Annotated in this window: 24 protein-coding genes and 1 riboswitch; of the genes, 13 read left to right on the top strand and 11 right to left on the bottom strand. The window is 59.5% G+C overall.

The annotated features are described in order from the left end of the window. The first annotated feature begins 353 nt into the window (after positions 1-353). The 4 genes from G5149_RS12475 (at position 354) to G5149_RS12490 (ending at position 5,450) form a co-directional block, all read left to right on the top strand. The gene (locus G5149_RS12475; RefSeq protein WP_115521700.1) at positions 354-806 is read left to right on the top strand and encodes a pullulanase; all 453 of its coding nucleotides are present in this window, start codon (positions 354-356) and stop codon (positions 804-806) included. Positions 807-1,017: 211 nt separating this feature from the next. Beyond that, positions 1,018-3,165, top strand: a complete 2,148-nt coding sequence (locus G5149_RS12480) for an adenosylcobalamin-dependent ribonucleoside-diphosphate reductase (RefSeq protein ID WP_335839382.1) — start codon at positions 1,018-1,020, stop codon at positions 3,163-3,165. A gap of 10 nt (positions 3,166-3,175) precedes the next feature. Further along, positions 3,176-3,859, top strand: coding sequence for a hypothetical protein (locus tag G5149_RS12485; protein ID WP_064337293.1), 684 nt, complete (start codon positions 3,176-3,178; stop codon positions 3,857-3,859). 220 nt (positions 3,860-4,079) lie between these two features. Further along, positions 4,080-5,450 carry a PhoH family protein gene (locus G5149_RS12490; RefSeq protein ID WP_005358170.1) on the top strand — a complete coding sequence of 457 codons (1,371 nt, stop codon included), beginning with the start codon at positions 4,080-4,082 and terminating at the stop codon, positions 5,448-5,450. Between the two features lie 80 nt (positions 5,451-5,530). On the opposite strand, the gene thiQ is transcribed toward G5149_RS12490, so the two are convergent. Genes thiQ through thiB form a run of 3 tightly spaced genes read right to left on the bottom strand, consistent with a single transcriptional unit; the run spans position 5,531 to position 8,809 of the window. Continuing rightward, positions 5,531-6,226, bottom strand: coding sequence for a thiamine ABC transporter ATP-binding protein (gene thiQ / locus G5149_RS12495; RefSeq protein WP_216954889.1), 696 nt, complete (start codon positions 6,224-6,226; stop codon positions 5,531-5,533). Beyond that, positions 6,213-7,832, bottom strand: a complete 1,620-nt coding sequence (gene thiP / locus G5149_RS12500) for a thiamine/thiamine pyrophosphate ABC transporter permease (RefSeq protein WP_421212607.1) — start codon at positions 7,830-7,832, stop codon at positions 6,213-6,215. The genes thiQ and thiP overlap by 14 nt, the downstream gene beginning before the upstream one ends. Then, entirely contained in the window at positions 7,829-8,809 is a 981-nt protein-coding gene (gene thiB / locus G5149_RS12505) for a thiamine ABC transporter substrate binding subunit (protein ID WP_216954890.1), read from the bottom strand. Before thiB ends, thiP begins: the two co-directional genes overlap by 4 nt. A gap of 60 nt (positions 8,810-8,869) precedes the next feature. Next, positions 8,870-8,960: riboswitch (TPP riboswitch) on the bottom strand. An 89-nt stretch (positions 8,961-9,049) separates the two neighbouring features. Between thiB and G5149_RS12510 the strand changes: the two genes are divergently transcribed. Next, on the top strand, positions 9,050-9,340 hold the full coding sequence (locus tag G5149_RS12510) for a PilZ domain-containing protein (protein WP_005339160.1): 291 nt from the start codon (positions 9,050-9,052) through the stop codon (positions 9,338-9,340). Positions 9,341-9,370: 30 nt separating this feature from the next. On the opposite strand, the gene G5149_RS12515 is transcribed toward G5149_RS12510, so the two are convergent. The 5 genes from G5149_RS12515 to leuA form a co-directional block, all read right to left on the bottom strand. Then, positions 9,371-10,300, bottom strand: coding sequence for a transglutaminase domain-containing protein (locus tag G5149_RS12515; protein WP_337073368.1), 930 nt, complete (start codon positions 10,298-10,300; stop codon positions 9,371-9,373). Positions 10,301-10,416: 116 nt separating this feature from the next. Continuing rightward, positions 10,417-11,016, bottom strand: a complete 600-nt coding sequence (gene leuD / locus G5149_RS12520; RefSeq protein ID WP_266135456.1) for a 3-isopropylmalate dehydratase small subunit — start codon at positions 11,014-11,016, stop codon at positions 10,417-10,419. 12 nt (positions 11,017-11,028) lie between these two features. Continuing rightward, positions 11,029-12,426 (bottom strand): 3-isopropylmalate dehydratase large subunit, encoded by a 1,398-nt coding sequence (gene leuC / locus G5149_RS12525; RefSeq protein WP_128836506.1) that lies wholly within the window; start codon positions 12,424-12,426, stop codon positions 11,029-11,031. A 33-nt stretch (positions 12,427-12,459) separates the two neighbouring features. Next, entirely contained in the window at positions 12,460-13,545 is a 1,086-nt protein-coding gene (leuB, locus tag G5149_RS12530; protein ID WP_421212529.1) for a 3-isopropylmalate dehydrogenase, read from the bottom strand. 132 nt (positions 13,546-13,677) lie between these two features. Then, a complete protein-coding gene (leuA, locus tag G5149_RS12535; RefSeq protein WP_123173743.1) occupies positions 13,678-15,240 on the bottom strand; it encodes a 2-isopropylmalate synthase in 1,563 nt (520 codons plus the stop codon). A gap of 408 nt (positions 15,241-15,648) precedes the next feature. On the opposite strand from leuA, the gene G5149_RS12540 reads away from it, so the two are divergent. From G5149_RS12540 to G5149_RS12575, 8 genes are all read left to right on the top strand, one after another. Then, positions 15,649-16,269 (top strand): TetR/AcrR family transcriptional regulator, encoded by a 621-nt coding sequence (locus G5149_RS12540; RefSeq protein WP_236348182.1) that lies wholly within the window; start codon positions 15,649-15,651, stop codon positions 16,267-16,269. Between the two features lie 126 nt (positions 16,270-16,395). Beyond that, positions 16,396-16,899: a phosphatase PAP2 family protein gene (locus tag G5149_RS12545; protein WP_337073367.1), complete on the top strand. Its 504-nt coding sequence runs from the start codon at positions 16,396-16,398 to the stop codon at positions 16,897-16,899. Then, positions 16,896-18,005: an MJ1255/VC2487 family glycosyltransferase gene (locus tag G5149_RS12550; RefSeq protein WP_337073366.1), complete on the top strand. Its 1,110-nt coding sequence runs from the start codon at positions 16,896-16,898 to the stop codon at positions 18,003-18,005. Before G5149_RS12545 ends, G5149_RS12550 begins: the two co-directional genes overlap by 4 nt. Positions 18,006-18,042: 37 nt before the next feature. Then, positions 18,043-18,195 (top strand): hypothetical protein, encoded by a 153-nt coding sequence (locus G5149_RS12555; protein ID WP_005339147.1) that lies wholly within the window; start codon positions 18,043-18,045, stop codon positions 18,193-18,195. 390 nt (positions 18,196-18,585) lie between these two features. Further along, entirely contained in the window at positions 18,586-20,304 is a 1,719-nt protein-coding gene (locus G5149_RS12560; protein WP_216980151.1) for an acetolactate synthase 3 large subunit, read from the top strand. Next, positions 20,304-20,798, top strand: a complete 495-nt coding sequence (gene ilvN / locus G5149_RS12565) for an acetolactate synthase small subunit (RefSeq protein WP_005311605.1) — start codon at positions 20,304-20,306, stop codon at positions 20,796-20,798. The genes G5149_RS12560 and ilvN overlap by 1 nt, the downstream gene beginning before the upstream one ends. A gap of 103 nt (positions 20,799-20,901) precedes the next feature. Further along, complete coding sequence (locus tag G5149_RS12570) at positions 20,902-21,528, top strand: LysE family translocator (protein WP_421212530.1); 627 nt, start codon at positions 20,902-20,904, stop codon at positions 21,526-21,528. A 135-nt stretch (positions 21,529-21,663) separates the two neighbouring features. Next, a complete protein-coding gene (locus G5149_RS12575) occupies positions 21,664-22,623 on the top strand; it encodes a LysR substrate-binding domain-containing protein (RefSeq protein ID WP_421212531.1) in 960 nt (319 codons plus the stop codon). Between the two features lie 90 nt (positions 22,624-22,713). Here G5149_RS12575 and G5149_RS12580 read toward each other — a convergent pair whose 3' ends face one another. From G5149_RS12580 to G5149_RS12590, 3 genes are read right to left on the bottom strand one after another with little or no spacing between them, the layout of a single operon-like run. Beyond that, positions 22,714-23,895: a M20 metallopeptidase family protein gene (locus G5149_RS12580; RefSeq protein ID WP_421212532.1), complete on the bottom strand. Its 1,182-nt coding sequence runs from the start codon at positions 23,893-23,895 to the stop codon at positions 22,714-22,716. Next, positions 23,895-24,344 (bottom strand): hypothetical protein, encoded by a 450-nt coding sequence (locus G5149_RS12585; protein WP_033114935.1) that lies wholly within the window; start codon positions 24,342-24,344, stop codon positions 23,895-23,897. The genes G5149_RS12580 and G5149_RS12585 overlap by 1 nt, the downstream gene beginning before the upstream one ends. After that, positions 24,341-25,159, bottom strand: coding sequence for a DUF3100 domain-containing protein (locus G5149_RS12590; RefSeq protein ID WP_005341166.1), 819 nt, complete (start codon positions 25,157-25,159; stop codon positions 24,341-24,343). The genes G5149_RS12585 and G5149_RS12590 overlap by 4 nt, the downstream gene beginning before the upstream one ends. Positions 25,160-25,340 lie beyond the last annotated feature (181 nt).

Raw genomic sequence — 25,340 nt, forward strand, 5'->3', positions numbered from 1 at the left:
TCAGAAGTGAAACGCGGTAGCGCCGATGGTAGTGTGGCATTCGCCATGCGAGAGTAGGACACTGCCAGGCACCCAATACAAGAAACCCCGCTCATCGAGCGGGGTTTTTTATTTCCTGCAATTCAGAACGTCGCCGGATATTAAACTTTCCCCTTCTTGTCATTCATTGATTACCCTTCTAAAGCCCCAAAAAGACCTCTTTTTCTGTTCGATATTTGCTCACCGGTTCAATATGTTGGATACAAAAAGTACAGAATGTGATGCCTCTACCTTTCTTGTGATGCCTGCTCTGGTTTAATTCTTCAGTCCACATGGATGGACCAAGGAATCACAATAATTTAAGGAATAGACCCATGTTCAAAAGAACAGTAACGATGATGCTGGCGGCGGGAACCCTGGTATTAGGCGGTTGCGCATCCAATGGTGGTGCAGAGCAGGCAGCGGCAGACAACAGCGACTTCGGTGGCAAGTCCATCTACCTGCGCGGGGAGATGAACGACTGGATGGCGACTGATGAAAGCAAGGTAGTCAAGGTGGCCGACAAGCTCTATATGGCTAAAGGGACCCTCAAGAAAGAGTGGGCCCCCTACAAGTTCAAGTTTGCTGATTCAGGCTGGAGCTGCGGTACCAACTTTGGCTACAAGAGCCCGAGTGATGGTGTTGCCGTGTTGGGTGGTGAGGCTGTGCCGGTCAACCCCTGCTCCAAGTATGAGGACATGAAGTTCTCACCGGATGCTGATGGCGTCTACGAGTTTTATCTGAATATGGCGGGTGAAACGCCGTCCGTTTACGTCAAGAAGCCCTGATCTATCTCTGAGTGTTAAATCTCTCAGCAAATTAATCAGTTAAGTGCCCTGGCCCAGAAATCTGCTGGCCGGGGCATTTTTTTAGGTTAGAATCGGCGCCCTCATGGCATCAGGTGTACTATATGTTGTGTCATTAATTTTAGATGACACCATTAGTTGTGTTTTCTGCTGTTGTCATGATGTCGATGCATTCACATAAGGTTGATTGAAAATGGCTAAATCGAACCCGGTGCTGGAGAGTGAGCTTGGCTCCCGCCTTATCCCCATGCAGGAAACGTCCCTCGAGATCTGGGATAGCAAGTATCGCCTCAAGAGCAAGGATGGCACTCCCATCGACAGCTCTATCGATGAGACCTACCAGCGGGTAGCCCGTGCGTTGGCAGAGCAGGAGCTGGAGCCTGAGGCCTGGTATGAGCCGTTCCTGTGGGCGCTGCGCAATGGGGCCATTCCGGCGGGCCGCATCACCTCCAACGCCGGGGCGTTTGAGCACAAGCCTGCGACTTCAACCATCAACTGTACTGTTTCCGGCACCATCGAAGATTCGATGGACGATATCCTCGGCAAGGTGCACGAGGCTGGCCTGACCCTGAAAGCCGGGTGCGGTATCGGCTATGACTTCTCGACCCTGCGCCCGCGCGGTGCCTTTGTCTCCGGTGCCGGTGCCTACACCTCCGGCCCGCTCTCCTTTATGGATATCTATGACAAGATGTGTTTCACCGTCTCGTCAGCCGGTGGCCGTCGCGGCGCCCAGATGGGCACCATGGATATCCGCCATCCCGATGTGATCGAGTTTATTCAGGCCAAGCGTGAAGATGGCCGCCTGCGTCAGTTCAACCTCTCCCTGCTCATCACCGAAGATTTCGTCAAGGCGGTGAAAGAGGATGCCCCTTGGTCGCTGATCTTCCCCTACACCGCCAAAGAGGTGGAGCAGGATGGCATTGCGCTGGACGATCCCGCTCAGGTGCTATGGGCCGACTGGCCCAACAAGGAAGGGGTTGTATTCAACGAGTTGGGGCAGGTCGCTTGTAAGGTCTACAAGACCATGCCAGCCCGCAAGCTGTGGAATGTCATCATGACCTCCACCTATGACTATGCAGAGCCCGGTTTCATCCTGATCGACAAGGTCAATCAGATGAACAACAACTGGTTCTGTGAAGAGATCCGCGCGACCAACCCCTGTGGCGAGCAGCCGTTACCGCCTTACGGTGCCTGTCTGCTGGGTTCGGTCAATCTGACCAAGTTTGTGCGCGACCCGTTTACTGAAAACGCGGCGTTCGATTGGCAGGCGTTTCGCAAGGTGGTGGCCATCTTCACCCGCATGCTTGACAACGTGGTGGAGATCAACCAGCTGCCGCTTGCCAAGCAGCGCGAGGAGATTACAGCCAAGCGCCGTCACGGCATGGGTTTCCTGGGGCTTGGTTCGACCCTGACCATGCTGCAGATCAAGTACGGTTCTGCCGCGTCCGTCGCTTTTACCGAGCAGGTATCCCAGGAGCTGGCGATGACCGGCTGGCAGGAGTCCCTGCGTCTGGCCAAGGAGAAAGGCTCTGCCCCCATCATGGAGCAGGAGTTTGAAGTGACTGGCAAGATGCTGCGTCTGCGCCCGGAAATGGCGGCTGATGGCATCAAGGTGGGTGACAAGGTGAAGGGCAAGGTGCTGCATGCGCGTTATAGCCGCTATATGCAGCAGGTTGCCGAGGTAGATCCTGCGCTGGTCGCCGAGCTGGCCGAAGTGGGTGGGCGTTTCACTCACCACAGCAGTATTGCGCCTACCGGCACCATCTCGCTGTCACTGGCCAACAACGCCAGCAACGGCATCGAGCCGAGCTTTGCTCACCACTACAGCCGCAACGTCATCAAGCCGGGCAAGAAGAGCAAGGAGAGCGTGGATGTCTACTCCTTCGAGCTGCTGGCCTATCGCGAGCTGGTGAATCCATCCGCCATGCCCTATGCCGATGATGAGGCGAGTCGTCTGCCGGACTACTTCATTACTGCTGATGACATCACCCCGGCGCAACATGTGGACATTCAGGCGGCGGCCCAGCGCTGGATCGACTCCTCCATCTCCAAGACTGCCAACGTGCCGACTGATTTCCCGTTCGAGCAGTTCAAGGACATCTACATGTATGCCTCGGACTCCGGCCTCAAGGGCTGCACCACCTTCCGCTTCAATCCGGAGGCCTTCCAGGGCGTGCTGGTGAAGGAGAAGGATCTGGAGAACACCCTGTACGATTTCACCCTGGAGGATGGTTCCGTCATCTCCGTCAAGGGGAATGAAGAGATCGAATACGATGGCGAGCTGCATACGGCTGCCAACCTCTATGACGCCTTGAAAGAAGGCTATTACGGTAAATTCTGAGAACGACATTATGGTCAAGAAGATCGACAAGAAAATCGTCGCCTACAAGGTGCGTACCAAGGATGAGCCGCAAGAAGATCTCTCTGTGCAGGATGACGTAGTGCATATGCACGAAACCGTGCTGCGCCCGGAGCGGCTGATGGGCACCACCTACAAACTGAAGACGCCGGAGCATGTCTCCGAGCACTCACTGTTCATCACCATCAACGACATCATTCTCAACGAGGGCACGGTTCACGAAACTCGCCGTCCGTTCGAGATTTTCATCAACTCCAAGAGCCTGGAGCACTATCAGTGGATCGTGGCGCTGACCCGCATCATCTCGGCGGTATTCCGCAAGGGTGGGGATGTCACCTTCCTGGTCGAGGAGCTGCGCTCGGTGTTTGATCCCAAGGGCGGATACTGGAACAAGGGCAAGTATGTGCCGTCGCTGATCGCCGAAATTGGCAACGTGATCGAGAGCCATCTCACCGAGATCGGCATGCTCAAGGCGCCGGGATTGGATGAGCATCAGCAGGCATTTCTGGCCGAGAAGCAGGCCGAGCTGAAAGCCGCTCAGGAGGCTGAAGAGCAGCAGGCGAGCAGTGGTTTTCCGGCCAATGCCGCGCTCTGCTACAAGTGCCACACCAAGGCGCTGGTGCTGAAGGATGGCTGCATGACCTGCCTCAACTGCGGCGACTCCAAGTGCGGCTGACAGACAGGCCCAAGTAGTTGAACGATAGAGAAAAGACCGGCCACAGTGCCGGTCTTTTTATTGCTGTTTTTATGCGCAATCAAATCAGACGGCCCAGTGATTTGTTGCGCGATAGTAAAATCGGGCGTAGCGTTGAGGGTAATAAAACTGTCACGGCCGTGTGGTTTCAATGACATCTGAGATTCACACACGTGGCCCTTCAGTGCCAAGGAGGATGCTTATGGACAATACGGACCGAAAGCTGTTTATCCTGGATACCAACGTTCTGCTTCACGAACCCCTCGCTATCTACTCCTTCAAAGAGCACGACGTGCTCATCCCCATGACGGTGCTGGAAGAGCTCGATAACATCAAGGATCGCAACAAGGATGTCAGCCGCGACGCGCGGGTGGCCATTCGTGCGCTGGAAGATGTGTTCCGCGATGCAACCCCGGATCAGATCACCCAGGGCGTGCCGCTGGCTGGCGAAGCGAGCGGCAATATCTGCATCTTCAGCGATCACCATCTGCCGCAGGATGCCGAGGTTTTTACCGACAAGGAGGCCGACAACCGCATCATCAACGCGGCCCTCTATCTGCAAAAGCACGAGTTGAAGCGTCAGGTGGTGCTGGTCACCAAAGACATCAACATGCGCCTCAAGGCCAAGGGGGCCGGGCTTGCTCACGTTGAAGATTACCGTAGTGACCAGCTGATCGACGATATTCGCCTGCTGGCCAAGGGCTTTCAGGTGGTGCCCGGCAGCTTCTGGGAGCGGGTTGGCGAGTGCGAGAGTGAGACCCATGGCCGCGACACCATCCATGTGATCGATGCCAATCTGCTGGAAGGGGTTCATGTAAACCAGTATCTGGTGGATGAAGAGAATTTCTTCGCCGCCCGGGTGCTCAGCCACGATGGCAACAAGATTCGCATCAAGGATCTGGGGCGCGAGCGGCTGATGTCCCGCAAGGCGTGGGGTGTCCATCCCAAGAATGTCTATCAGGGGATGGCGCTGGATGCACTGCTCGATCCACACATCGATCTGGTGATCCTGACCGGCCCGGCGGGTTGCGGCAAGACCTTGCTGGCCATGGCTGCTGCGCTGGAGTTGGTGATTGAGAAGGGCATTTACGAGAAGGTGATCGTCACCCGAAATACCCCGGAAATTGCCGAAAGCATCGGTTTCCTGCCCGGCACCGAAGAGGAGAAGATGATGCCCTGGCTGGCGGCGGTAACCGACACCCTGGAGGTGCTGCACAAGCAGGACGAGAACATGAGCGGCTCGCTCAGCTACATCATGGAGAAGGCCAATATCCAGTTCAAATCGGTCAACTTCATGCGCGGGCGCAGCATCCAGAACACCTTCGTATTGCTGGATGAGTGCCAGAACCTGACGGCTTCCCAGATCAAGACCATCATTACCCGTTGCGGCGAGGGCACCAAGATCGTCTGCTCCGGTAACCTGGCCCAGATCGACTCCAACTACCTGAGTCCGGTGACCTCGGGTCTGACCTACATTGTCGAGCGTTTCAAGGATTTTGACGGCAGTGCCAATATCTTCCTCAATGGCGTGGTACGTAGCCGACTGGCCTCCTTTGCCGAGGAGAACCTCTGATTTCACCCAATATGTTTGCATGAAAAGGGGAAGCCAATCGGCTTCCCCTTTTTGATCTCGGCACAGTCTTGGGCCAAGGGCTATTGGCCAAGGTAGCGCAGCAGCCCCGGGTGGTTGCTGTTTTGCAGAATATCCGGTTTGCCTTGCAGGGCGATGCGCCCCTCGTCGACAAACAGCACCTGATCGGCGATAAGCTGGGCATCCTCCGGATTGTGGGAAACCATCAACACGGTAATGCCCTGTTCGCAGGCGAGGCGCGCCACTTCGGCCAGCATCTCCCGGCGCAGGGCGGGATCGAGGGCAGAGAAGGGCTCATCCAGCAGCAGCAGCGGTTTGCCGCGCACCAGCGCACGGGCCAGCCCGACCCGCTGCTGCTGGCCGCCGGAGAGCTGTTCAGGCAGGCGGCTTAGCATCTCGCCAAGACCAACCCGTGCGGCTGCATCGATCACCTGTGCCCGCTGGGCGGCACTCAGGCGTAGACCCGGGTGTAGGCCGATAGCGATATTGTCGAACACCGACAGGTGCAGGAACAGGTTGTGATCCTGAAACAGGGTGGTGACTGGCCGCTCGGCTGGCCCCAGCGGCAGCAGATCTTCACCATCGAAGCTGAGGCTGCCTGACTCCACCGGCACGAAACCGGCGATCATTCCGAGCAGGGTCGACTTGCCTGCGCCGCTTGGGCCGATCAGTGCGGTGATCTCCCCCTTGGGCAGCTTCGCGTTGAAGCTGACGCGCCAGTCGGGGTAGCTGGTCACCAGCGTATCAATGTTCAGCATGTTTTCCTCCAAGCCCCCGCTCCACCAGCCAGAACAGGGAGAAACAGAGTGTCAGCAGCAGCAGAGCGGTGGCTGCTGCCTCGGTCAATCGGTAGCTGCCGAGCTGCTGGTAGAGCAGCCAGGGCAGAGTGGTGAGCTCCTGACTGCCAAACATGGCGATGGCGCCAAGATCCCCCAGCGAGAGGATCATCGACAGCGCCATCGCCAGTGCCAGCGGGCGGCGCAGCAGCGGCCACTCCACCAGCCGCAGGCGATGCAGGCCGCGTACCCCCAGACTGTCCGCCAGCCGATCGTATTGGCGCACCACCAGTTGCATGGGGGCGGAGAGGGTGCGCAGCACGTAGGGTAGCGCCATCAGGGCATTGACCAGTACCACCAGCCAGGGGCCAAGGGCAAAAACATCAGCAAAGGGCATAAACAGGATAAAGAGACCGGTAGAGAGCACCACCGCCGGGATCATCAGGATCACCGAGCCGCTGGCCTCCCACAGGGCGGCAGCCCGCCGCTTGCGAGCCCGTATCCGTAGATGACGGCTGGTCAGCAGCAGTGCACCGCCGAGCAAGGTGGCCAATGCACCGGCTGCCAACGCAATCAACAGCGACTGGCCGCTCGCCTGCCACAGCTTGGCGGAAGTGAGCGCCGTCAGCAGGCCGGGGTGGAGGCCGGCGACGACGATGGCAAGCAGCGGTGGCAGAAAGATGGCGAGGCCGATACCGAGCGAGAGCAGATCCACCACGGCCGTGCCCGGCTGATGACGGTCCGGCCGCTGGCAGGGACGACGTGGGGTTACCCTGCTGGCCGGGGTACTCTGCAGCTTGTGCTGCAGGGCGAGCAGGGCGGCGGTCAGGATCAGCTGCACCAGCGCCAGTCCGCCTGCGGTGGCGAGATCGAAGTCAAAGCGCAGCGCCTGATAGACGGCCACCTCCAGCGTGGTGGATTTCGGGCCGCCGCCCAGCGCCAGCACTGTGGTGAAGCTGGTGAAGCAGAGCATGAAGATAAGGCTGGCCAGCCCCGGCAATATGCCGCGAATAAGCGGCCACTCCAGCAGCCGAAAGATGTGGGATGAGCGCATGCCGAGCTGGCTGGCGAGGCGCCAGCTCGATTCGGGGATGCTCTCTATGCTCTGCAACATCAGGCGTGCCGCCAGCGGCATATTGAAGAAGACGTGGGCCAGCAGGATACCGAACAGGCCGTAGAGATAGTTGCCGGGATCCAGCCCCAGTGAGCGCAACAGTTGCGGCAGCCACCCCTGTTTGCCGTGTACCGCTACTATGCCGAAGATGGCGATGATGACCGGCAGCACCAGCGAGAGGCCAAACAACTTGATCAGCAGGGTTCGGCCAATGAAACGGCGCCGCGCCAATGCACGGGCCACCGGAATGGCCAGCCCCAAGCTCAGCAAGGTGGAGAGCAGTGCCTGCCCCAGACTGAAGCCCAGCACATGACGCAGATAAGGATCTGCGAACAGGGTGCGGGGTGCCAGCGAACCGGCCTGCCACAGCAGGGCCGCGAGCGGCCCGAGGGATAACAGCAGGATCAGCAGGGTGGCTGCACTGCCCGGCAGCCACCAGAGGGGACGAGCCTGTGGTTTCAGATAACGGCTCACTGGGTGACGGCTTGCAGCCACTCGCGGATCCACCCTTTGCGATTGGCGGCCACCTCATCGCTGCTGAAGGCGAGCGGCTTGGTTACGGTGATCATCTGCTCGAAGCCCTTGGGCAGCGGCGTGTCGATAACCGGATACATCCAGTTGCCGGTCGGGATTTCCTGCTGGAAGGCGGGGCTCACCATAAATTGCAGGAACTGGTCAGCCAGCTTCTCCTGTTTGGCGCTCTTCAGCTTGGCGGCCACTTCCACCTGACGGTAGTGGCCCTCTTCAAACGCCGCAGCCTGATACTGGGGCTTGTTCTCGGCAATCAGGTGATAGGCCGGAGAGGTGGTGTAGGAGAGCACCATGTCCGCTTCGCCATCGAGGAACATGCCATAAGCCTCTGACCACCCCTTGGTGACGGTGACCGTCTTTTTGGCAAGCTCGGCCCAGGCGGCAGGCGCCTTGTCGCCGTAGACAGACTTCATCCACAGCATCAGCCCCTGCCCCGGGGTGGAGGTGCGGGGATCCTGATAGATCACCTTGAGGTCGGGACGCTCCACCAGCTCTTTCAGGCTCTTGGGCGGCTGCTTGAGTTTGTCTTTGTCATAGACGAAGGCAAAGTAGCCGTAGTCGTAGGGGACGAAGGTGTCATCCTGCCAGCCACCCGGCACCTTGATGCCATCCAGCTTGGCGGGATGGGGGGCGAACAGACCGCTCTGCTTGGCTTCGCTGATGAGGGCATCGTCGAGCCCCAGCACCAGATCAGCCTTGCTGTGGTTGCCCTCCAGCCGCAGCCGGTTGAGGATGGCGACCCCATCTTCGAGGGGAACCAGATTGAGGGTGCAGCCGCACTCTTTCTCGAAGGCCTGTTTGATCTTGGGCCCCGGACCCCACTCGGCAGTGAAAGAGCTGTAGGTGTAGACGGTGAGGGTGTCAGCGGCGAACACATTGGCCGACAGCAGGCAGGTGGTGACCAGCAGCAGGGTCTTCATGGGTGGCACTCCCTATTACTTGTTAATAACGAGGTGCCAGCGGGTGAGGGCGCAAAAAATGAGCGCCATGCCTCAAATTCCTCCGCCAGCATTATCTGGATCAGGTACACGGGTATAATCTCAGCGGTAAACCGCACCCCGTTTGAGAAACGAACCGCATTGTATTAACGTTCTTTTGGGTAGACCAGCACAATTGTGCAATACCCATGAGATGACGCCCACCCAACAGAGGATGTTCGCGTGCTTACCAATACCAAGGAAAGGCGTGCCTTTGCGCGCATGGTCATCAATGCTCCGGTCACCGTCTATCAGCAGCAGCTGGTGCTGGAGGGGATCTGCCGGGATCTCAGTGCCAACGGCATGGGGATTGCGGTCTCTGAACACCAGCTCGACATCAATCAGCCCATCCGGATCAGTCTTGCCACCAACAACAACCTGTTGCCCCCCTTTGAAGCCCATGCCCGTATTATCCGAGTGCTGGAGGAGGAGAGCGGGTTGCTGCTGGCGGTGGAGTTTCTGCCTCAGGGTTAATCCTCTCTCCTCATCGGCAGAGGGAGGGGGTTAGCCTTTTTCCTGAACCGGTTGCACACTCAACTGCTTGCTATCGACCAGCGTTTTGCTGGTCGAAGCTATTTGGCCCGCAGGCAAGGTGGCGGGGCCTGTGGGTTCGAGCAGCAGGTAGTTTTGCCCCTGCCAGTTGAGGGTCGCATCCCCCGGCTTGGCGGGCAGGTCAACAGCCAGCAGGGCATGGCCGGGGACGAACACCATGGCCTGTTTCAGCTCGGGAAAGAGCTGGGCCAGCATGGCGGCCATCAGGGTTACCTTGCTGTCGCAATCACCCCGGTTCTGTTCCAGTACCTGACGGGGCGGGAGGAAGCCCTTGCCCTGTCTTCCATTCAGGCTGTCGAGCTGCTGATAGGGGATGCTCTGGATAAAGGTGAGCATATGGGCCACGGTTTTCTGGCGCGCTTCTGTTTCGGTACTGCCCTGTTGTTTGAGCTGATCCGCCAGCGGAGCCAGCCCGCTGCGACTCTCCAGCGCGATGCGCACATGATCTTGCTTCACCGCCAGCTGCCCGTCCGGGGTGTTGAAGTACTGGAAGTAGTGTTTGGTCAGCCACGCCTGCTCCTCTTTGCTTCGCTTGGACTGCAGAAAGGCCATCGCCTCGCGTGCCTTGTCCTGATTGCGGCTTTTCAGATGCAGCTCCAGCGAGGGGCGGGAGAGGGTGAACTGCACCTCGGGGTAGTTCTGGCGCACTTCCCGCAGCAACACCTGCAACACCTCCTCCTGCATTCTCGCCGGACGATAGGCGATGAGAGGCGGCAACTTGCCCTGTTCGAGCCGGTAGGTGAGCTGTTGGGGTTTGCCTTCGCTATCCTGCCAGCCGACGCTGATCTGGCCGAGGCTGTTGTTGAAGCTGGTTTGGCTGGCCCCCGCAGGCAGGGCAAGCAGCAGGGCACAGAGCAGAGGAATTGCCGTCGGTCTCTTCATCATCCTTTCCTGTGGCACGGGCCAGTTCCGGTGGTCCAAAGTGGGAAGCGTCGCGGACAGTAAAACAGGGAGCCGAAGCTCCCTGTTGATTCTACTCGTTTTTTGCAACTGGCTGATTAAATCCAGCTCGGCTGCTTTGCCTCAAAGGCGCTGATGGCGGCCTCGTGCTGCAGGGTCAGACCGATGGCATCCAAGCCGTTGAGCAGGCAATAACGGCGGAATTCGTCGATCTCGAAACCGAAGCTGAGGCTACCTGCACGTACCTGATTCGCTTCCAGATCCACTTCGATCTGGATGCCCGGCTGGGCGGCGACCAGCTGGAACAGGGCGTCGACCTCCTCCTCCTTCAGGCGTACCGGTACCATGCCGTTGTTGATGGCGTTGCCGTAGAAAATATCGGCAAAGCTCGGGGCTATGATGGTCTTGAAGCCGTAGTCGGCCAGCGCCCAGGGGGCGTGCTCGCGACTCGAGCCGCAGCCGAAGTTCTCCCGCGCCAGCAGGATGCTGGCACCGGCGAATTGCGGTTGGTTCAGTACAAACTCGGGGTTTGGCTGCTGGCCGGCATCGTCCAGAAAGCGCCAGTCGTGGAACAGGTGCTTGCCAAAACCGATGCGGTTGACCTTCTGCAAAAACTGCTTGGGAATGATGGCGTCGGTGTCGACGTTGGCGCTGTCGAGGGGGACGACGATCCCTGTATGCTGTTTGAATCCTGTCATCGAAATGTCCTCTTACAGTGCGCGAATGTCGGCGAAGCGGCCGGTGACGGCGGCAGCGGCGGCCATGGCCGGGCTGACCAGATGGGTGCGGCCGGCGCGGCCCTGACGCCCTTCGAAGTTGCGGTTGCTGGTGGAGGCGCAGCGCTCCCCCGGTTGCAGCCTGTCGTTGTTCATGGCCAGACACATGGAGCAGCCCGGCAGGCGCCACTCAAAACCGGCCTCGATGAAGATCTTGTCCAGCCCCTCGGCTTCGGCCTGGGCCTTCACCTGTTCGGAGCCCGGCACCACCAGCGCCTGCACGCCAGCGGCGACCTTGCGACCGCGGGCGATGGCGGCTGCGGCGCGCAGATCCTCGATGCGGCTGTTGGTGCACGAGCCGATGAACACCTTGTCGATGGCGACATCGGAGAGCTTCTGGCCCGGTTGCAAGTCCATGTAGGCCAGAGCCTTGCGGGCGGACTGCTGCTCCATCAGATCGCTAAAGGATTCCGGCGCCGGAATCGGTTCATTGACGGCAATCACCTGACCCGGGTTGGTGCCCCAGGTGACCTGGGGAGCGATGTCGGCAGCGTCCAGCACTACCTCTGCATCGAAGCGGGCACCTTCGTCGCTCTTGAGGCTCTGCCAGTAGGCGATGGCCTGCTCCAGTACCTCGCCCTTGGGGGCAAACTCCTTGCCACGGATGTAGTCGATGGTGGTCTGGTCGGGGGCAATCATCCCCGCTTTGGCGCCCAGCTCGATGGCCATGTTGCACACCGTCATCCGCCCTTCCATGGTGAGGCCTTCGATGGCCTCGCCGGCGAATTCCACCACATAGCCGGTACCGCCGGCATGGCCGACCTTGCCAATAATGGCCAGCACCACGTCCTTGGCACTGATGCCCTCGGCCAGCTTGCCGTTGACCGAAATGCGCATGGTCTTGGCGCGGCCCTGTTTCAGGGTCTGGGTTGCCATCACATGTTCCACTTCGGAAGTGCCGATGCCGAACGCCAGCGAGCCGAAGGCGCCGTGGGTGGCAGTGTGGGAGTCGCCGCAGACGATGGTGGTGCCGGGCAGGGTGATGCCGAGCTCGGGGCCCATCACATGGACGATCCCCTGATATTTGTGGTTGAGATCGTAGAGGCGAACCCCGAACTCCTTGCAGTTGTCCGCCAGCGTCTCCATCTGGATGCGGGCCATCTCGCCGGAGGCGGCGATGTCCTTGGTGGTGGTGGAGACGTTGTGATCCATGGTGGCCCAGGTCAGATCCGGGCGGCGCAGCTGGCGATTCATGGCGCGCAGGCCGTCGAATGCCTGCGGGCTGGTCACTTCATGCACCAGATGGCGGTCGATGTAGATGAGAGGGGTCTCCCCTTCCACTTCCCTTACCACGTGGGCGTCGAATACTTTCTGATAGAGGGTCTTGGCCATTGCTTCTCTCTTCCTTGTTCTCTGTTATGCGGCTCAGATCCGGGCGGCGATCTGGCTACCCATCTCGGACGTGCTCTGCACCGGATGGCGGGCGCTGGCCTGATGCAGGTCGGCGGTGAAGTAATCCTCGGCCAGGGTCTGGGCCACGGCCTGCTCGATGGCTTGAGCTGCGGCTTCCTGGCCCAGGCTGTAGCGCAGCATCAGGGCGGCGGAGAGGATCTGGGCGATGGGGTTGGCAATTCCTTTGCCGGCGATATCCGGGGCCGAACCACCGGCCGGTTCGAACAGTCCGAAACCCGATTCGTTGAGGCTAGCGGAGGGGAGCAGCCCCATGGAGCCAGTGATCATGGCACACTCGTCGGAGAGAATGTCGCCAAACAGGTTGGAGCAGAGCAGCACGTCGAACTGGGACGGATCCTTGATGAGCTGCATGGTGGCGTTATCGATGTACATATGGTTGAGGGTTACGTCCGGATAGGACTTGGCGACTTGCGTCACCACCTCACGCCACAGAATGGAGGAGGCGAGTACGTTGGCCTTGTCGATGGAGGTGACCTTGCCACGGCGCACGCGAGCCGACTCAAAGGCAATCTTGGCGATGCGCTCAATCTCGAAGCGATGGTACACCTCGGTGTCGAATGCCTTCTCGTTCGCCCCCTCTCCCTCACGCCCCTTGGGCTGGCCGAAGTAGATGCCGCCGGTCAGCTCGCGCACGCAGGCGATGTCGAAGCCGCGATCGGAGATGTCGGCACGCAGCGGGGAGAACTGTTCCAGACCGGTGTAGATGCGGGCCGGGCGCAGGTTGCAGAACAGTTTGAAGTGGGCACGCAGGGGCAGCAGGGCACCACGCTCAGGCTGATCGTTGGGCGGCAGATGCTCCCATTTCGGGCCGCCCACCGAGCCAAACAGCACGGCATCGGCCGCTTCGCAGCCTTTGATCGTGCTTTGCGGCAGCGGGGTACCGTGGTTGTCGATGGCGATGCCGCCCACGTCATGGTTATCATACTCGAAGGCGAGGCCGAACCTGGCCTGCACCTTCTCCAGCACCTTGACGGCTTCGGCCATCACTTCCGGGCCAATGCCGTCACCCGGCAATACTGCGATCCGATAACTGCTCATACACTCTCCATCCTGATATTGTCTTTGAGATCCCTCTGTCCGGTTTCCCCGACGCTGCGCGCGGTTGCCGGTTCAGACGTTCCCCGTCTTGATGTTGTCATTCCATGCCGTCTGTGTGGCAGCGAGTCCTGCTCAGACGGTTTCTGATTTGATGCTGTTATTGCGTTCCATCTGTTCGGCGACCTGATCGGCGCGCCAGATGCTGTTGATCACATGGAGCAGGGCGTGGGCCGAGGATTCGATGATGTCGGTGGCCAGTCCCATGCCGTGGAATTTGCGCCCTTTGTACTCGGCGACGATATCGACCTGACCGAGGGCATCTTCCCCTTCGCCCTTGCTCTTGAGGGCGTATTTGTCGATGCGGATCTCATAGCCGGTGATGCGGTTGATGCACTGGTAGACCGCATCCACCGGGCCGTTGCCGGTAGCCGCTTCGCAGATCAGATCCTGTCCTACCTTCAATTTGACCGAGGCGGTGGCCAGTACCGAGCTGCCGCTCTGCACCCCGAGGTACTCCAGTTTGAAGTGCTCCGGCTCTTCGTGGATCTGGCTGAAGAAGGCCAGCGCTTCGAGGTCGTAGTCGAACACCTGACCCTTCTTGTCGGCCAGGGTCAGGAATTTGCCGTAGAGGTGGTCGAGGTCGTAGCTGCTCTCGGCGTAGCCCATGGACTCCATCCGGTGCTTGATGACGTGGCGGCCGGAGCGGGAGGTCATGTTGAGGTTGTTCTGGGTCAGGCCAATGCTCTCGGGGGTGATGATTTCATAGGTGTTTTTCGCCTTGAGCACGCCATCCTGATGGATGCCGGAGCTGTGGGAGAAAGCATTGGCACCGACGATCGCCTTGTTGGGTTGCACCGGCATGTTGCAGAGCTGGCTGACCAGCGTGCTGGTGCGATGAATTTCGTTGTGGCGGATATTGGTTTGCACCCCGAGCAGGTCGGCGCGGGTTTTGAGGATCATCGCCACCTCTTCCAGCGAGCAGTTGCCCGCCCGTTCGCCGATGCCGTTGATGGTGCACTCGATCTGGCGGGCCCCCATCTGCACCGCGCCGATGGAGTTGGCCACCGAGAGCCCCAGATCATCGTGGCAGTGGACCGAGATGATCGCCTTGTCGATGTTGGGGACCCGGTTGAACAGGGTGTGGATGATGCCGGAGAACTCGGTCGGTACCGTGTAGCCCACGGTATCGGGGATATTGATGGTACGGGCCCCCGCCTTGATGGCGGCCTCCACCATGCGGCAGAGATTATCGATCGGCGTGCGGCCCGCATCCTCGCAGGAGAACTCCACATCATCGGTGTAGCGCAGGGCGTGCTTGATGGCGCCGATCCCCATCTCCAGCACATCCTCGAAGCTCTTTTTCAGCTTGCTCTCCACATGGATGGAGGAGGTGGAGATAAAGGTATGGATGCGAAACGCCTCGGCGACCCGCAAGGCTTCGCCGGCGGCGTCGATATCCTTGGGCAAGGCGCGGGCGAGGGCACAGACCCGGCTGTTTTTGATGTGGCGGGCGATGGTCTGCACCGATTGAAAATCGCCGGGAGAGGAGACCGGGAAGCCCACCTCCATGACGTCGACACCGAGTCGCTCCAGTGCCTGGGCGATCTGCAGCTTCTCCTTGACTGTCAAACTGGCCGCCAGGGCCTGCTCACCATCACGCAAGGTGGTGTCGAATATGATGACCCGATCTGACATGTGACTTCCCTCTTCCTAAGTTCGGTAACGTGCATCCTGCGGCGGCATAAAAAAACCCGTGCAGGGTGCACGGGTTTTTGTAAATTCCGGCTATGCCTTAGCCCGGCTACAAGGATCCCGCGCGAGTTAACGCGATTAGGGAGATTAGTAGTAGCGGGGTGGCGATACGCATGACGTTGTTATTCCTTCCAGTCGATAACGCTTTTACCAATATCGAGATTTTTATGCTGTGTCAACACGGAAGGTCAGGGGCAATCTGCTGACGTATTTAATCGGATTGTAAAGGATTGCAAATTTCCTTGTCCCATATTCGGCCCATGACCGATTATCTGGTCATTCCTGCTGTGCTCTATTCTCTGCACAACCAGATCGACTTATCAGCATTGGCTGAATTATCTGAGGTGTTAAATGGAAAAACGTAGACCTGGTCGTCCGGTCGGACGTTCTGACATTCGTGACAAGTTGCTTGCTGCCGCCCGTGAGCGTTTTCTCAATACTCCCTATAGCAAGGTGACTACACGCGAAATCGCGGAGCTTGCTGGCTCCAATCTGGCAATGATCCACTACTACTTCGGCAGTAAAGAGGGTCTTTACAAAGCGGTGCTGGGCGATGTGGCCGAGCCTCTCGACCATGCCTGGCAAGATGAGCACAGCAATCACAGCTTGAACGAGCTGCTCAACACCTACTATCAGGTGATGTCGCCCAACAGCGAGTTGACCTCGGCTATCTCCAGTGCATTGTCGACCGAGAAGAGCCCGGGCCGGGATTTTGTGCTGAGCCGTCTGCTGGAGCGTCAGCTGCCGCAGTTTGATGCCCTGCTGGAAACCATGAAGTCCAACGGCGAGCTGGGGGACGATCTGGACCCCGAGATGTTGAAGATCTCCTTCCTCAGCATGATGTGGCAGCCGTTTGTGATGAAAGATCTCTACGAGCAGGTGTTTGGCCTGAAAGTGGATGAGCACTTCATGGCCCGTCTGGCGGATCACAACTGTCGTCTGATGGAGACCGGCTTGCGCGGCAACCACTGATTTTGTCGCTACATCGAAATTTAAAAGGGCCATTAGGCCCTTTTTTCATAAATCTGTTATCCCTTATTCAACGTCCTGTCATCCCGCCTTCCTACTCTGCAAGCAGAATTCAGGGAAGGAGGAGATATGAACAAGATCCAGCAATGGGACCTTCAGGTGTGCCGGGTCTGCCTGCTTCACGGTTACAACCGGCAGCAGGCGAGGGTGAGTCGTCTCATTTCCCGCACCGGTGATGGCCCGCTTTACGCCGTGCTGGCCTCCTTGCTCTGGTGGCTGGGGGAGGCAGAGCGTGAACTGGTTCGACTGGCGCTGCTTGCCTTCGCCATCGAACTGCCCCTCTATCTGCTGCTGAAAAACAGCCTGAAACGGCAACGGCCAGTCGGTTTGCCGGTCTTTATCACCCCTTCCGATCGCTACAGCCTTCCCTCCGGCCATACCGCCGCAGCCTTTCTGATGGCCACCATACTGGCCACCGGTTTTCCGCTCTGGGCACCCCTGCTGTTTGGCTGGGCGGCACTGGTGGGGGCATCCCGGTTGCTGCTCGGGGTACACTACCTGAGCGATCTGGTAGCCGGTGCTCTGCTGGGGGGCGCTTGCGCCGTGCTGGCGCTCGGCTGGAGCCATTCATGAGGATACTGTTCGGGGTGCAGGGCACCGGCAACGGCCACATCAGTCGCAGTCGCACCCTGGCGCGGGCGCTGCGCACGGCAGGGGTCGAGGTGGATTATCTCTTTAGCGGCCGCTCCGCCGACTGCTACTTCGACATGGAGGAGTTTGGCGCCTACCGCGCCTTTCCCGGCCTCACTTTTGTCAGTCACGAGGGGCGAGTTTCTCCGTGGCGCACCCTGCAAGCCGCCTCGCCGCTCACCTTCTGGCGGGATCTGCGGTCTCTCGATTGCAGCGCATACGATCTGGTGGTGAGCGACTTTGAGCCGCTGACCGCCCACGCCGCCCGCCGCTATGGCAAGCCAAGCCTCACCGTCAGCCATCAGGCCAGCTTCAACTGGCCCATCCCGCGCTGGGGGGAGAATGGGATCAGCCGTCAGCTGATGCGCCACTTTGCCCCAGTGGATCAGCCGCTCGGGCTGCACTGGTTTCACTTCGGCCACCCCTTGCTACCACCGGTGATCGACCCCATCGCCGCCGCGCCGGATAACGGCGAGATCCTGGTCTATCTGCCGTTCGAGCAGAGCGAGGCGATCGCAGCCCTGTTGTCGCGCTTTGGTCAGCAGCGCTTCGTCTGCTTTCATCCCGCCATTCGCACCCCGAGCCAGTGGCGCAACCTGCGCTTCGAACCGCCGTCGCGGCAAGGATTTATCGCCGTGCTGGCCGGTTGTCGCGGCGTCATCTCCAACGCGGGTTTCGAGCTCGCTTCCGAGGCGCTCACCCTTGGCAAGAAGCTGCTGGTCAAGCCCCTTGTCGGCCAGTTCGAGCAGCTGTCCAATGGCAAGACTCTGGAGATGATGGGGCTGGCGACCCTGATGGATGTGCTCGATGCCAATCTGGTGCGTACCTGGCTCGACAGCGCCTCGCCGGGTGCGGTCTGTTACCCCGATGTGGCGGGGGAGTTGGCCCGCTGGTTGGCTGCGGGTGCTGACGAGAGCGTGGCCTCTCTGTCTCGTCGGCTCTGGGCTCGCACCCTGTTTCCGGAGGAGGTGAGTGATCGCCTGAGCGAGCTGGATGGGGGAGAGCGTTTATCCGCTGGCTGGTTATCGCAAGTGAGCGTTGTTGACTAGACTGAAAGGCGACCCCACCAAGGAGAGGATGGAGCAAATGCGCTTTACCAATGAAAACGGCGAAGTCATGAACCTGGCTGACAATCTAACCCTGCACGAACTGCTCGATATGGGCGTCAGCATTTCTGTCAGTGAAGAGACCGATCCGGATCAGCAGATCTGGCTGGCGGAGCCGGATCAGGAGAACTGAGCCATCATTCGGCATCAAGCCCACCGCTGAGCGGTGGGCTTTTTTGTGGCTGTTTTTCTCCTCTGCGGAATGATCCACTGGCCATTCCCCGACATCCTTCCCTTTTGTCTCATGGTCGCAGTGGCAAGTCATTGAATGTTAATAGCTGGTTGAAATGTATGACTGTTCTGGTCAGATAAAGCCGTGGACAAGCGTTATGAAGCGGGTTAAGTTGTTTTTTCACCCGATTTTCGGGTCAATGATGGAAAAATCCTTTTTTTCTACTGTCGACGGGGCTGAATTGGGCCGATCTGCATTCAGATAACAACAAGAAACGGATCGGGCCGTGCCGGGAAGCACGGCATCGTCGGCGGGATTCGCTAAACGGAGCAAAGCCTGGAGGGCTTTATCATGGAGATGTTATCAGGCGCCCAGATGGTGGTTAGAGCGCTGGAAGATCAGGGAGTTGAGCACGTCTTCGGCTACCCTGGTGGCTCAGTACTCGACATCTATGACGCTCTCTTCGAAAACGGCAAGATGGAGCACGTCTTGGTGCGGCACGAGCAAGCCGCGGTTCACATGGCGGACGGTTACGCCCGTTCCACCGGCAAGGTGGGGACTGTGCTGGTGACCTCGGGCCCGGGAGCGACCAACTGCATTACCGGTATTGCCACCGCCTATATGGATTCCATTCCGCTGGTGATCCTCTCCGGCCAGGTGCCGACCAGCATGATCGGGGAGGATGCGTTTCAGGAGACCGACATGATCGGTATCTCCCGTCCGGTGGTCAAGCACAGCTTCCTGTGCAAGAAGGCGAGCGATATTCCCGAGGCCATCAAGAAGGCCTACTACATTGCCGCCAGCGGCCGCCCGGGGCCGGTGGTGGTGGATCTGCCCAAAGATGTGCAGAACCCGAAAGAGAAATTCCCCTACCAGTATCCCGAGACGGTCTCTCTGCGCTCCTACAATCCGACCAAATCCGGTCACAAGGGTCAGATCAAGCGAGCTGCCAAGCTGCTGGTGGATGCCCAGCGCCCGGTGATGTACGTGGGCGGCGGTGCCATCAATGCCAACGCGGATCATCTGGTGACCAAGCTGGCGGAGCTGCTGAATCTGCCGGTGACCACCACCCTGATGGGTTTGGGGGCCTTCCCCGGCACCCATCCGCAATTTATCGGCATGCTGGGGATGCACGGTACCTTCGAAGCCAACAAGACCATGCACAATGCGGATCTTATCTTCGCCGTGGGGGCCCGCTTCGATGACCGCGTAACCAACAACGTGGCCAAGTTCTGCCCCGATGCCACCGTGGTCCATATCGACATCGATCCCACCTCCATCTCCAAGACGGTACAGGCCCATGTGCCCATCGTCGGTTCGGTGGAAACCGTGCTTGAGCAGATGCTGGAAGTGGTCCGCGAGTGTGGCTTCGATAACGACAAGGAGGCGCTGGCGGACTGGTGGAACCAGATCAACCAGTGGCGCTCCCGTCACTGTCTGGCCTACGAAAAGTCGTCCACCCAGATCAAGCCACAGCAGGTGATCGAGACTCTCTACAAGGTGACTCAGGGGCAGGCGTTCGTCGCCTCCGACGTCGGCCAGCATCAGATGTTTGCCGCTCTCTACTACCCGTTTGCCAAACCGCGCCAGTGGATCAACTCAGGGGGGCTCGGCACCATGGGCTTCGGTATTCCGGCCGCCATGGGTGCCCAGTTTGCCAACCCGGATGCGGTGGTCTGCTGCGTCACCGGCGACGGCTCGGTGCAGATGAATATTCAGGAGCTCTCTACCTGCATGCAGTACGGGGTGCCCATCAAGATCATCTCCATCAACAACCGTGCGCTGGGCATGGTCAAGCAGTGGCAGAAGATGTTCTACGGCGGTCGTCACAGCCACTCCTACATGGAGTCCCTGCCGGACTTCGTCAAACTGGCGGAAGCCTACGGCCACGTCGGTATCGCGGTGAGCGATCCGGCCGAGCTGGAGAGCGCCATGGAGAAAGCCTTCGCCATGAAGGATCGGCTGGTGTTCATGGATATCTCGGTCGACCCGGATGAGCACGTCTATCCGATGCAGATCAAGTTTGGTGCCATGGATGAGATGTGGCTGAGCAAGACGGAGAGAACCTGATGAGACACATCATTTCGGTACTGCTGGAGAACGAATCTGGCGCCCTGAGCCGTGTGGTGGGCCTCTTCTCCCAGCGCGGCTACAACATCGAGACCCTGACGGTGGCGCCGACCGAGGATCCCACCCTGTCACGCATGACCATAGTCACCATGGGTGACGAGCGGGTGCTGGAGCAGATCCAGAAGCAGCTGCACAAGCTGGTGGATGTGCTCAAGGTGTGCGACCTGAGCGAAGGGGAGCATATCGAGCGGGAGATCGCGCTGGTCAAGGCGCGCGCTGCCGGTGGGGCTCGTGACGAGCTGAAACGGCTGGCGGATATCTTCCGTGGCCAGATCGTCGACGTCACCCCGGAGCAGTACACGGTGCAGCTGGTGGGTACCAGCGAGAAGCTGGATGCCTTTATCAAGACTGCCGCCCAGACCAACGAGATCATCGAAGTGGTGCGCTCCGGCGTCTGCGGTATCTCGCGGGCGGACAAGGCGCTTCGCCCCTGATGGCTGGCGGGACAGCTGATGACGCGTCAGCTGCCGCAGAGGAAAGGAAAGAGGGCTCTGCGGAGCCCTTTTTGTTGGGTTTTGCTTTACGAGGGGAGGGGTGATGTTCGGTATTCATGATCTTGCATTGTTTATGGTTTCGGGGTTGCTGCTCAATATCATGCCGGGGCCGGACTCCCTGCTGGTCATGCTGCGCAGCGGCTCGCAAGGGTGGCGTGCCGGTTCGGTCGCGACGTTGGGTATCGGCACAGGTGTCATGGTGCATGTGCTGGCTGCGGCCCTCGGTCTGTCGGCCCTGCTCAGTGCCTCGGCCGAGTTGTTTGCCCTTATCAAGCTGGCTGGCGCCATCTACCTCATCTATCTGGGGTTCTCCCTGTTGTGTCAGCAAGCAACGGGTTCCATGGAGAGAGGGATCACCTTGCCCGCCCTCTCCTATGGCCAGATTTACCGGCAAGGTGTGCTGACCAATGTGCTCAACCCCAAGGTGGCGCTCTTTTTCCTCGCCTTCGTGCCCCAGTTCATTGCACCGGATGCCCCCGACAAGGCGCTCGCCTTTATCCTGCTCGGTTGCATCTTCAATCTGGGCGGCATCATCTGGTGTCACCTGCTGGTCTTTACCACCGTCTATGCCAGTCACAAGGTTCGGTTGTCGCAGTGTCTCGGTCGCTGGCTAAACCGGGGCATCGGCACCCTGTTTGTCGGGCTCGGGATCAAGCTGGCCAGCGACTAGCTCGCCGCTTTCTGACCTGGGGCAGATTATCGTGCGCCGCGCTGTGGTATGGTCGGCGGTCAGCTGCGGGGCCAGCCCCGCTCTCTCTTTTTCAGGTCAGCTCCACTGGCCGCAGCAGCGAGATCCCTTGCCCAGATGAACATCGCCCGGCTCAAGAACTTTACCGAGATTGTGAAGAACAACTTCAACATCTCGGCGACGGCGGAGAAGCTCTACACCTCCCAGCCGACCCTCAGCAAGCAGATGAAGATGCTGGAAGATGAGCTCGGGCTCGCCCTCTTTACCCGCAAGGGGAAGAATCTGGTCGGGTTGACCTGCGCGGGTGAAAAGGTGATGGAGCTGGCCAAGGGGGTGGTGGCGCAGGTGGAGCAGATCAACCAGCTGTCGCTTGGGGAGCAGCTGGCCACCAGCGGGGTGCTGCGCATCGCCACCACCCACACCCAGGCTCGCTACAAGCTGCCCGCGGTGATCACCGAATTCAGCCGTCGTTATCCCAAGGTGGCGATCCAGCTCCATCAGGGGGCGCCCGCCCAGCTGGCCCAGATGGTGCAAAGCGGCGATGTGGATATGGCGATCGCCACCGAGTCCATGTATCTGTTCGATGAGCTGGCCGCGGTGCCCTGCTATCGTTGGGGGCGCAGTGTGGTGGTGCCCCACGGTCATCCGCTGCTTGACTGCCAGCCGCTGTCGATGGCGGATCTGGCCCGCTATCCCCTCATCACCTATGTGTTCGGCTTTACCGGTCGCTCCAAGATGGACAAGGCCTTCAGCCGCCACGGCCTCTCGCCGAAAACCGTGCTGACCGCCACCGATACCGACGTGATCAAGCACTACGTCCGGCTCGGCATGGGGGTTGGGGTGATTGCAAGTGTGGCCTTCGACGAGGGGGATCGGGAGGATCTGGTGAGTCTCAATATCGACCACCTGATCGCCTCGAGCGCCACCCACATCTGCCTGCGCAAACATGCCCATCTACGTGACTACATGTATGACTTTATCCACCTCTACGCCCCCCATATCAGCCGGGAGACGGTGCAGCTGCACCTTATCAACCAGCCGCCCGCTGCCAATATGGCGGAGTTGCCATGGCTCTAGCCGCGGGTTGTTTGTCGTACACAGAGCAAAAATACAGAGACAAAAAAAGAGAGGCCTTGGCCTCTCTTCTGGTTTTATCGGTATGCGGGATTAAGCGCTGCGGGTCGCCAGATTGATAAAGATCTGGGCTCCGACCAGCAGGCAATCGTCATCGAGGTAGTAGGGATTCGCATGCAGGTAGTTGCAGATCCCCTTGGCCTGACAGCCACTGCCGAGGAAGAACATGGCCCCCTTGCGGCCACGGCAGGCGTTGACCATATAGCTGAAGTCTTCGCTGCCGGTCATCGGCTGACCCTGAGCGTTGATCCCCTCAGAGGGCAATACGTCGGCGGCCGCTTGCAGCAGACGGGCGCAGGCATCGGCGTGGTTCTCGACCGCCGGATACCCGGCATAGACCATCTTGGTTTTGAAGCCGCGCAGTTCGCTCTGGGCCACGATCTCCTTGAAGCTGTGCTTCAGGATCTGGTCGGTCTCGGCATCCATGGCACGGATGGTACCGCGCGCCTGCACATGGTCGGCGATGGCGTTGGGGATAGTGCCGCCGTTGATCATGCCGCAACCAAACACCGCCGGGCTGAACGGACTGGTGCGCTTGGCGACGATGTAGTCCATATCCTCGATGATCCGCACCGCTTCGCGGATGGCATCCAGCCCCTTGTGGGGGGTGGATCCGTGGGCGGAGATACCGTGCACATCCAGCGTCCAGGCGGAGCCCCAGGAGGACATGACACCGTGGTTGAACTTGATGGTGCCAGTCTCCATGGCGCCGTCGTTATGGAGGGCATAGACCTCGTCCACCCCCTTCATGCAGCCCAGTTCGACCATCTTCTCGGCGCCCGGCACCCGCATATCCTCTTCCGCCATCTGGAAGATAAAGCGGACGTTGTACTGCAGGCGATCGCGGTTGGCGGCCAGAAACTTGGCCGCGGTCAGGGCGATCGCCATATGGGAGTCGTGACCGCAGTTATGGGCCATTCCCTCGTGGGTCGATTTGAACGCAACGTCGCTCATGTCGTGCATCTCGAGGCCATCCATGTCGGCACGGAAGGCGATGGTCGGCAGTACCGGGTCAACCACCAGATCGCCGTGGAAACCGGTGAAGCCCGGATAGTCGGTGAGACGGTAGCCAAAGCCTGCCATCAGCTCGCGGCAGTAGGCCGAGGTCTTGAACTCGACGCCGGAGGCTTCCGGAATGGAGTGCAGGTGGTGGCGCACTTCCTGACTGAAGTCGCGCAGGGCCAGCAGGGCCGGTTCAATGTGGATGTTGTTCATCAGATGATCCCTTGGATGGAGAAGCCGAGCTGGGCCACCAGCGAGGCGCCGAAGAAGCAGCAGGTAGAGACGATCATGAAGATCAGGATCACTTTCCAGGACATCTTCTTCAGCTCTTCCAGCTGACCGCCCACCGAGAGACCGGCAAAGGCCAGCAGCGGTACGCAGCAGGAGAGGAAGGAGATCTTGGCGACGGCGTCGATAAAGAGGCCGCGCACCGGGGTCTCCGGCAGGCAGATGAGAATGCCGATGATGGTGGCATAGGCAAACGCCGGCAGGGAGGAGGGCAGATAGCGCTTGGCAATCAGCGAAGCGAACACCACCAGCGACATGGCGATGAAGCTGTCACCCATCAGCCAGAGCGGAGTGCCGGTGGTCAGAGTCTGGGTAAACATGGCCAGCAGGATCGCCAGAAAGACGAATCGCATATCCATTACGATGCTTTTCATGCTTTCTCTCCTTTGGCAGTCAGGGCATAGATTTTTTCAGCGAGCGGCAGACCCAGATAGGTGAGGGAGAGGGCGCCGAGGGCAGACGAGAGCAGGTTCGAGGCTGCCGCGATACTCAGCACCTGCTGAGCCAGTGCTTCGTCGAGACCGTTGATCAGGGCGCCGGAAGCGGCACTCAGCATGGAGCCTGAGCCCACACCGGAGCCGGCAGCCAGCGCCAGCGGGTGCAGACCGGTGAGCGGGGCGATACTGCCCAGCACGCTGAACCAGAGGGTACCGATGACGGAGCCGCACAGGTAGATGGCCAGCACGCCGATGTACTCCTGGGAGCCGGTGCCGAACTTGCCCTGAATTACCGCAACGGACGGCTCACGGCTGATGGAGGAGCAGGCCCCGATGGCGCGGCGGCCAAAGCCGAACTTCACCGCCAGCGGAATGGCGATCAGGATCGGCAGCAGGTTGCCAATCTCCTGCAAGAACAGCGGCACGCCGACGCTCAGGATCATCTTCAGGTTAGGGATGATCATCCCCGCGTACTGGGTACCCAGGATCAGCAGGCTGAAGCCCACCATCTTGCCGCAGAAGCCCTCTTCTTTTTCGGTGAAGAGCTGCTTCCAGCCGGGGATGCGATCCTTGACCGGTTTGGCGGAGACAATCATGCCGATGATGACGGCAAAGAGCATCGGCAGGATCGGGATGATGGCGATGCCGATCCTGATCTCCTGTTTGCCTATCAGGTACTGGGCCACAAAGATCAGCATGGCGGTTGCCAATATGCTGACTGTGACCGTCTTGAGGGGGCTGGTTTGCTGCATAGTTTTTTCTCTTGTTATTCCCATGTGTGGCCATCGTCAGGATTGTCCAGACCGATGATGGGGGCATCATAAGGAGCGAAGAGGGGCAGGAATGTGACCTTCATCAAGCTGGCCATATGGCATTTTTTCATGGGGTATGCCCTTTAACCCTCTGGATACCAAGGGTTAAAGGCCGTTAACA

The organism is Aeromonas sp. 600479 (genome assembly GCF_049175515.1).
GTDB lineage: Bacteria > Pseudomonadota > Gammaproteobacteria > Enterobacterales > Aeromonadaceae > Aeromonas > Aeromonas veronii_A.

Bases quoted from the DNA above. Each gene is read 5' to 3' on its own strand.
- G5149_RS12560 (WP_216980151.1), top strand. From the start codon at position 18,586: ATGGAGATGTTATCAGGCGCCCAGATGGTGGTTAGAGCGCTGGAAGAT.
- G5149_RS12580 (WP_421212532.1), bottom strand. From the start codon at position 23,895: ATGAACAACATCCACATTGAACCGGCCCTGCTGGCCCTGCGCGACTTC.
- ilvN (WP_005311605.1), top strand. From the start codon at position 20,304: ATGAGACACATCATTTCGGTACTGCTGGAGAACGAATCTGGCGCCCTG.
- G5149_RS12485 (WP_064337293.1), top strand. From the start codon at position 3,176: ATGGTCAAGAAGATCGACAAGAAAATCGTCGCCTACAAGGTGCGTACC.
- thiB (WP_216954890.1), bottom strand. From the start codon at position 8,809: ATGAAGACCCTGCTGCTGGTCACCACCTGCCTGCTGTCGGCCAATGTG.
- G5149_RS12490 (WP_005358170.1), top strand. From the start codon at position 4,080: ATGGACAATACGGACCGAAAGCTGTTTATCCTGGATACCAACGTTCTG.
- G5149_RS12515 (WP_337073368.1), bottom strand. From the start codon at position 10,300: ATGAAGAGACCGACGGCAATTCCTCTGCTCTGTGCCCTGCTGCTTGCC.
- G5149_RS12475 (WP_115521700.1), top strand. From the start codon at position 354: ATGTTCAAAAGAACAGTAACGATGATGCTGGCGGCGGGAACCCTGGTA.
- G5149_RS12545 (WP_337073367.1), top strand. From the start codon at position 16,396: ATGAACAAGATCCAGCAATGGGACCTTCAGGTGTGCCGGGTCTGCCTG.
- leuD (WP_266135456.1), bottom strand. From the start codon at position 11,016: ATGACAGGATTCAAACAGCATACAGGGATCGTCGTCCCCCTCGACAGC.
- leuB (WP_421212529.1), bottom strand. From the start codon at position 13,545: ATGAGCAGTTATCGGATCGCAGTATTGCCGGGTGACGGCATTGGCCCG.
- G5149_RS12575 (WP_421212531.1), top strand. From the start codon at position 21,664: ATGAACATCGCCCGGCTCAAGAACTTTACCGAGATTGTGAAGAACAAC.
- G5149_RS12570 (WP_421212530.1), top strand. From the start codon at position 20,902: ATGTTCGGTATTCATGATCTTGCATTGTTTATGGTTTCGGGGTTGCTG.
- G5149_RS12590 (WP_005341166.1), bottom strand. From the start codon at position 25,159: ATGCAGCAAACCAGCCCCCTCAAGACGGTCACAGTCAGCATATTGGCA.
- G5149_RS12540 (WP_236348182.1), top strand. From the start codon at position 15,649: ATGGAAAAACGTAGACCTGGTCGTCCGGTCGGACGTTCTGACATTCGT.
- G5149_RS12585 (WP_033114935.1), bottom strand. From the start codon at position 24,344: ATGAAAAGCATCGTAATGGATATGCGATTCGTCTTTCTGGCGATCCTG.
- thiQ (WP_216954889.1), bottom strand. From the start codon at position 6,226: ATGCTGAACATTGATACGCTGGTGACCAGCTACCCCGACTGGCGCGTC.
- leuA (WP_123173743.1), bottom strand. From the start codon at position 15,240: ATGTCAGATCGGGTCATCATATTCGACACCACCTTGCGTGATGGTGAG.
- G5149_RS12555 (WP_005339147.1), top strand. From the start codon at position 18,043: ATGCGCTTTACCAATGAAAACGGCGAAGTCATGAACCTGGCTGACAAT.
- G5149_RS12480 (WP_335839382.1), top strand. From the start codon at position 1,018: ATGGCTAAATCGAACCCGGTGCTGGAGAGTGAGCTTGGCTCCCGCCTT.
- leuC (WP_128836506.1), bottom strand. From the start codon at position 12,426: ATGGCCAAGACCCTCTATCAGAAAGTATTCGACGCCCACGTGGTAAGG.
- G5149_RS12550 (WP_337073366.1), top strand. From the start codon at position 16,896: ATGAGGATACTGTTCGGGGTGCAGGGCACCGGCAACGGCCACATCAGT.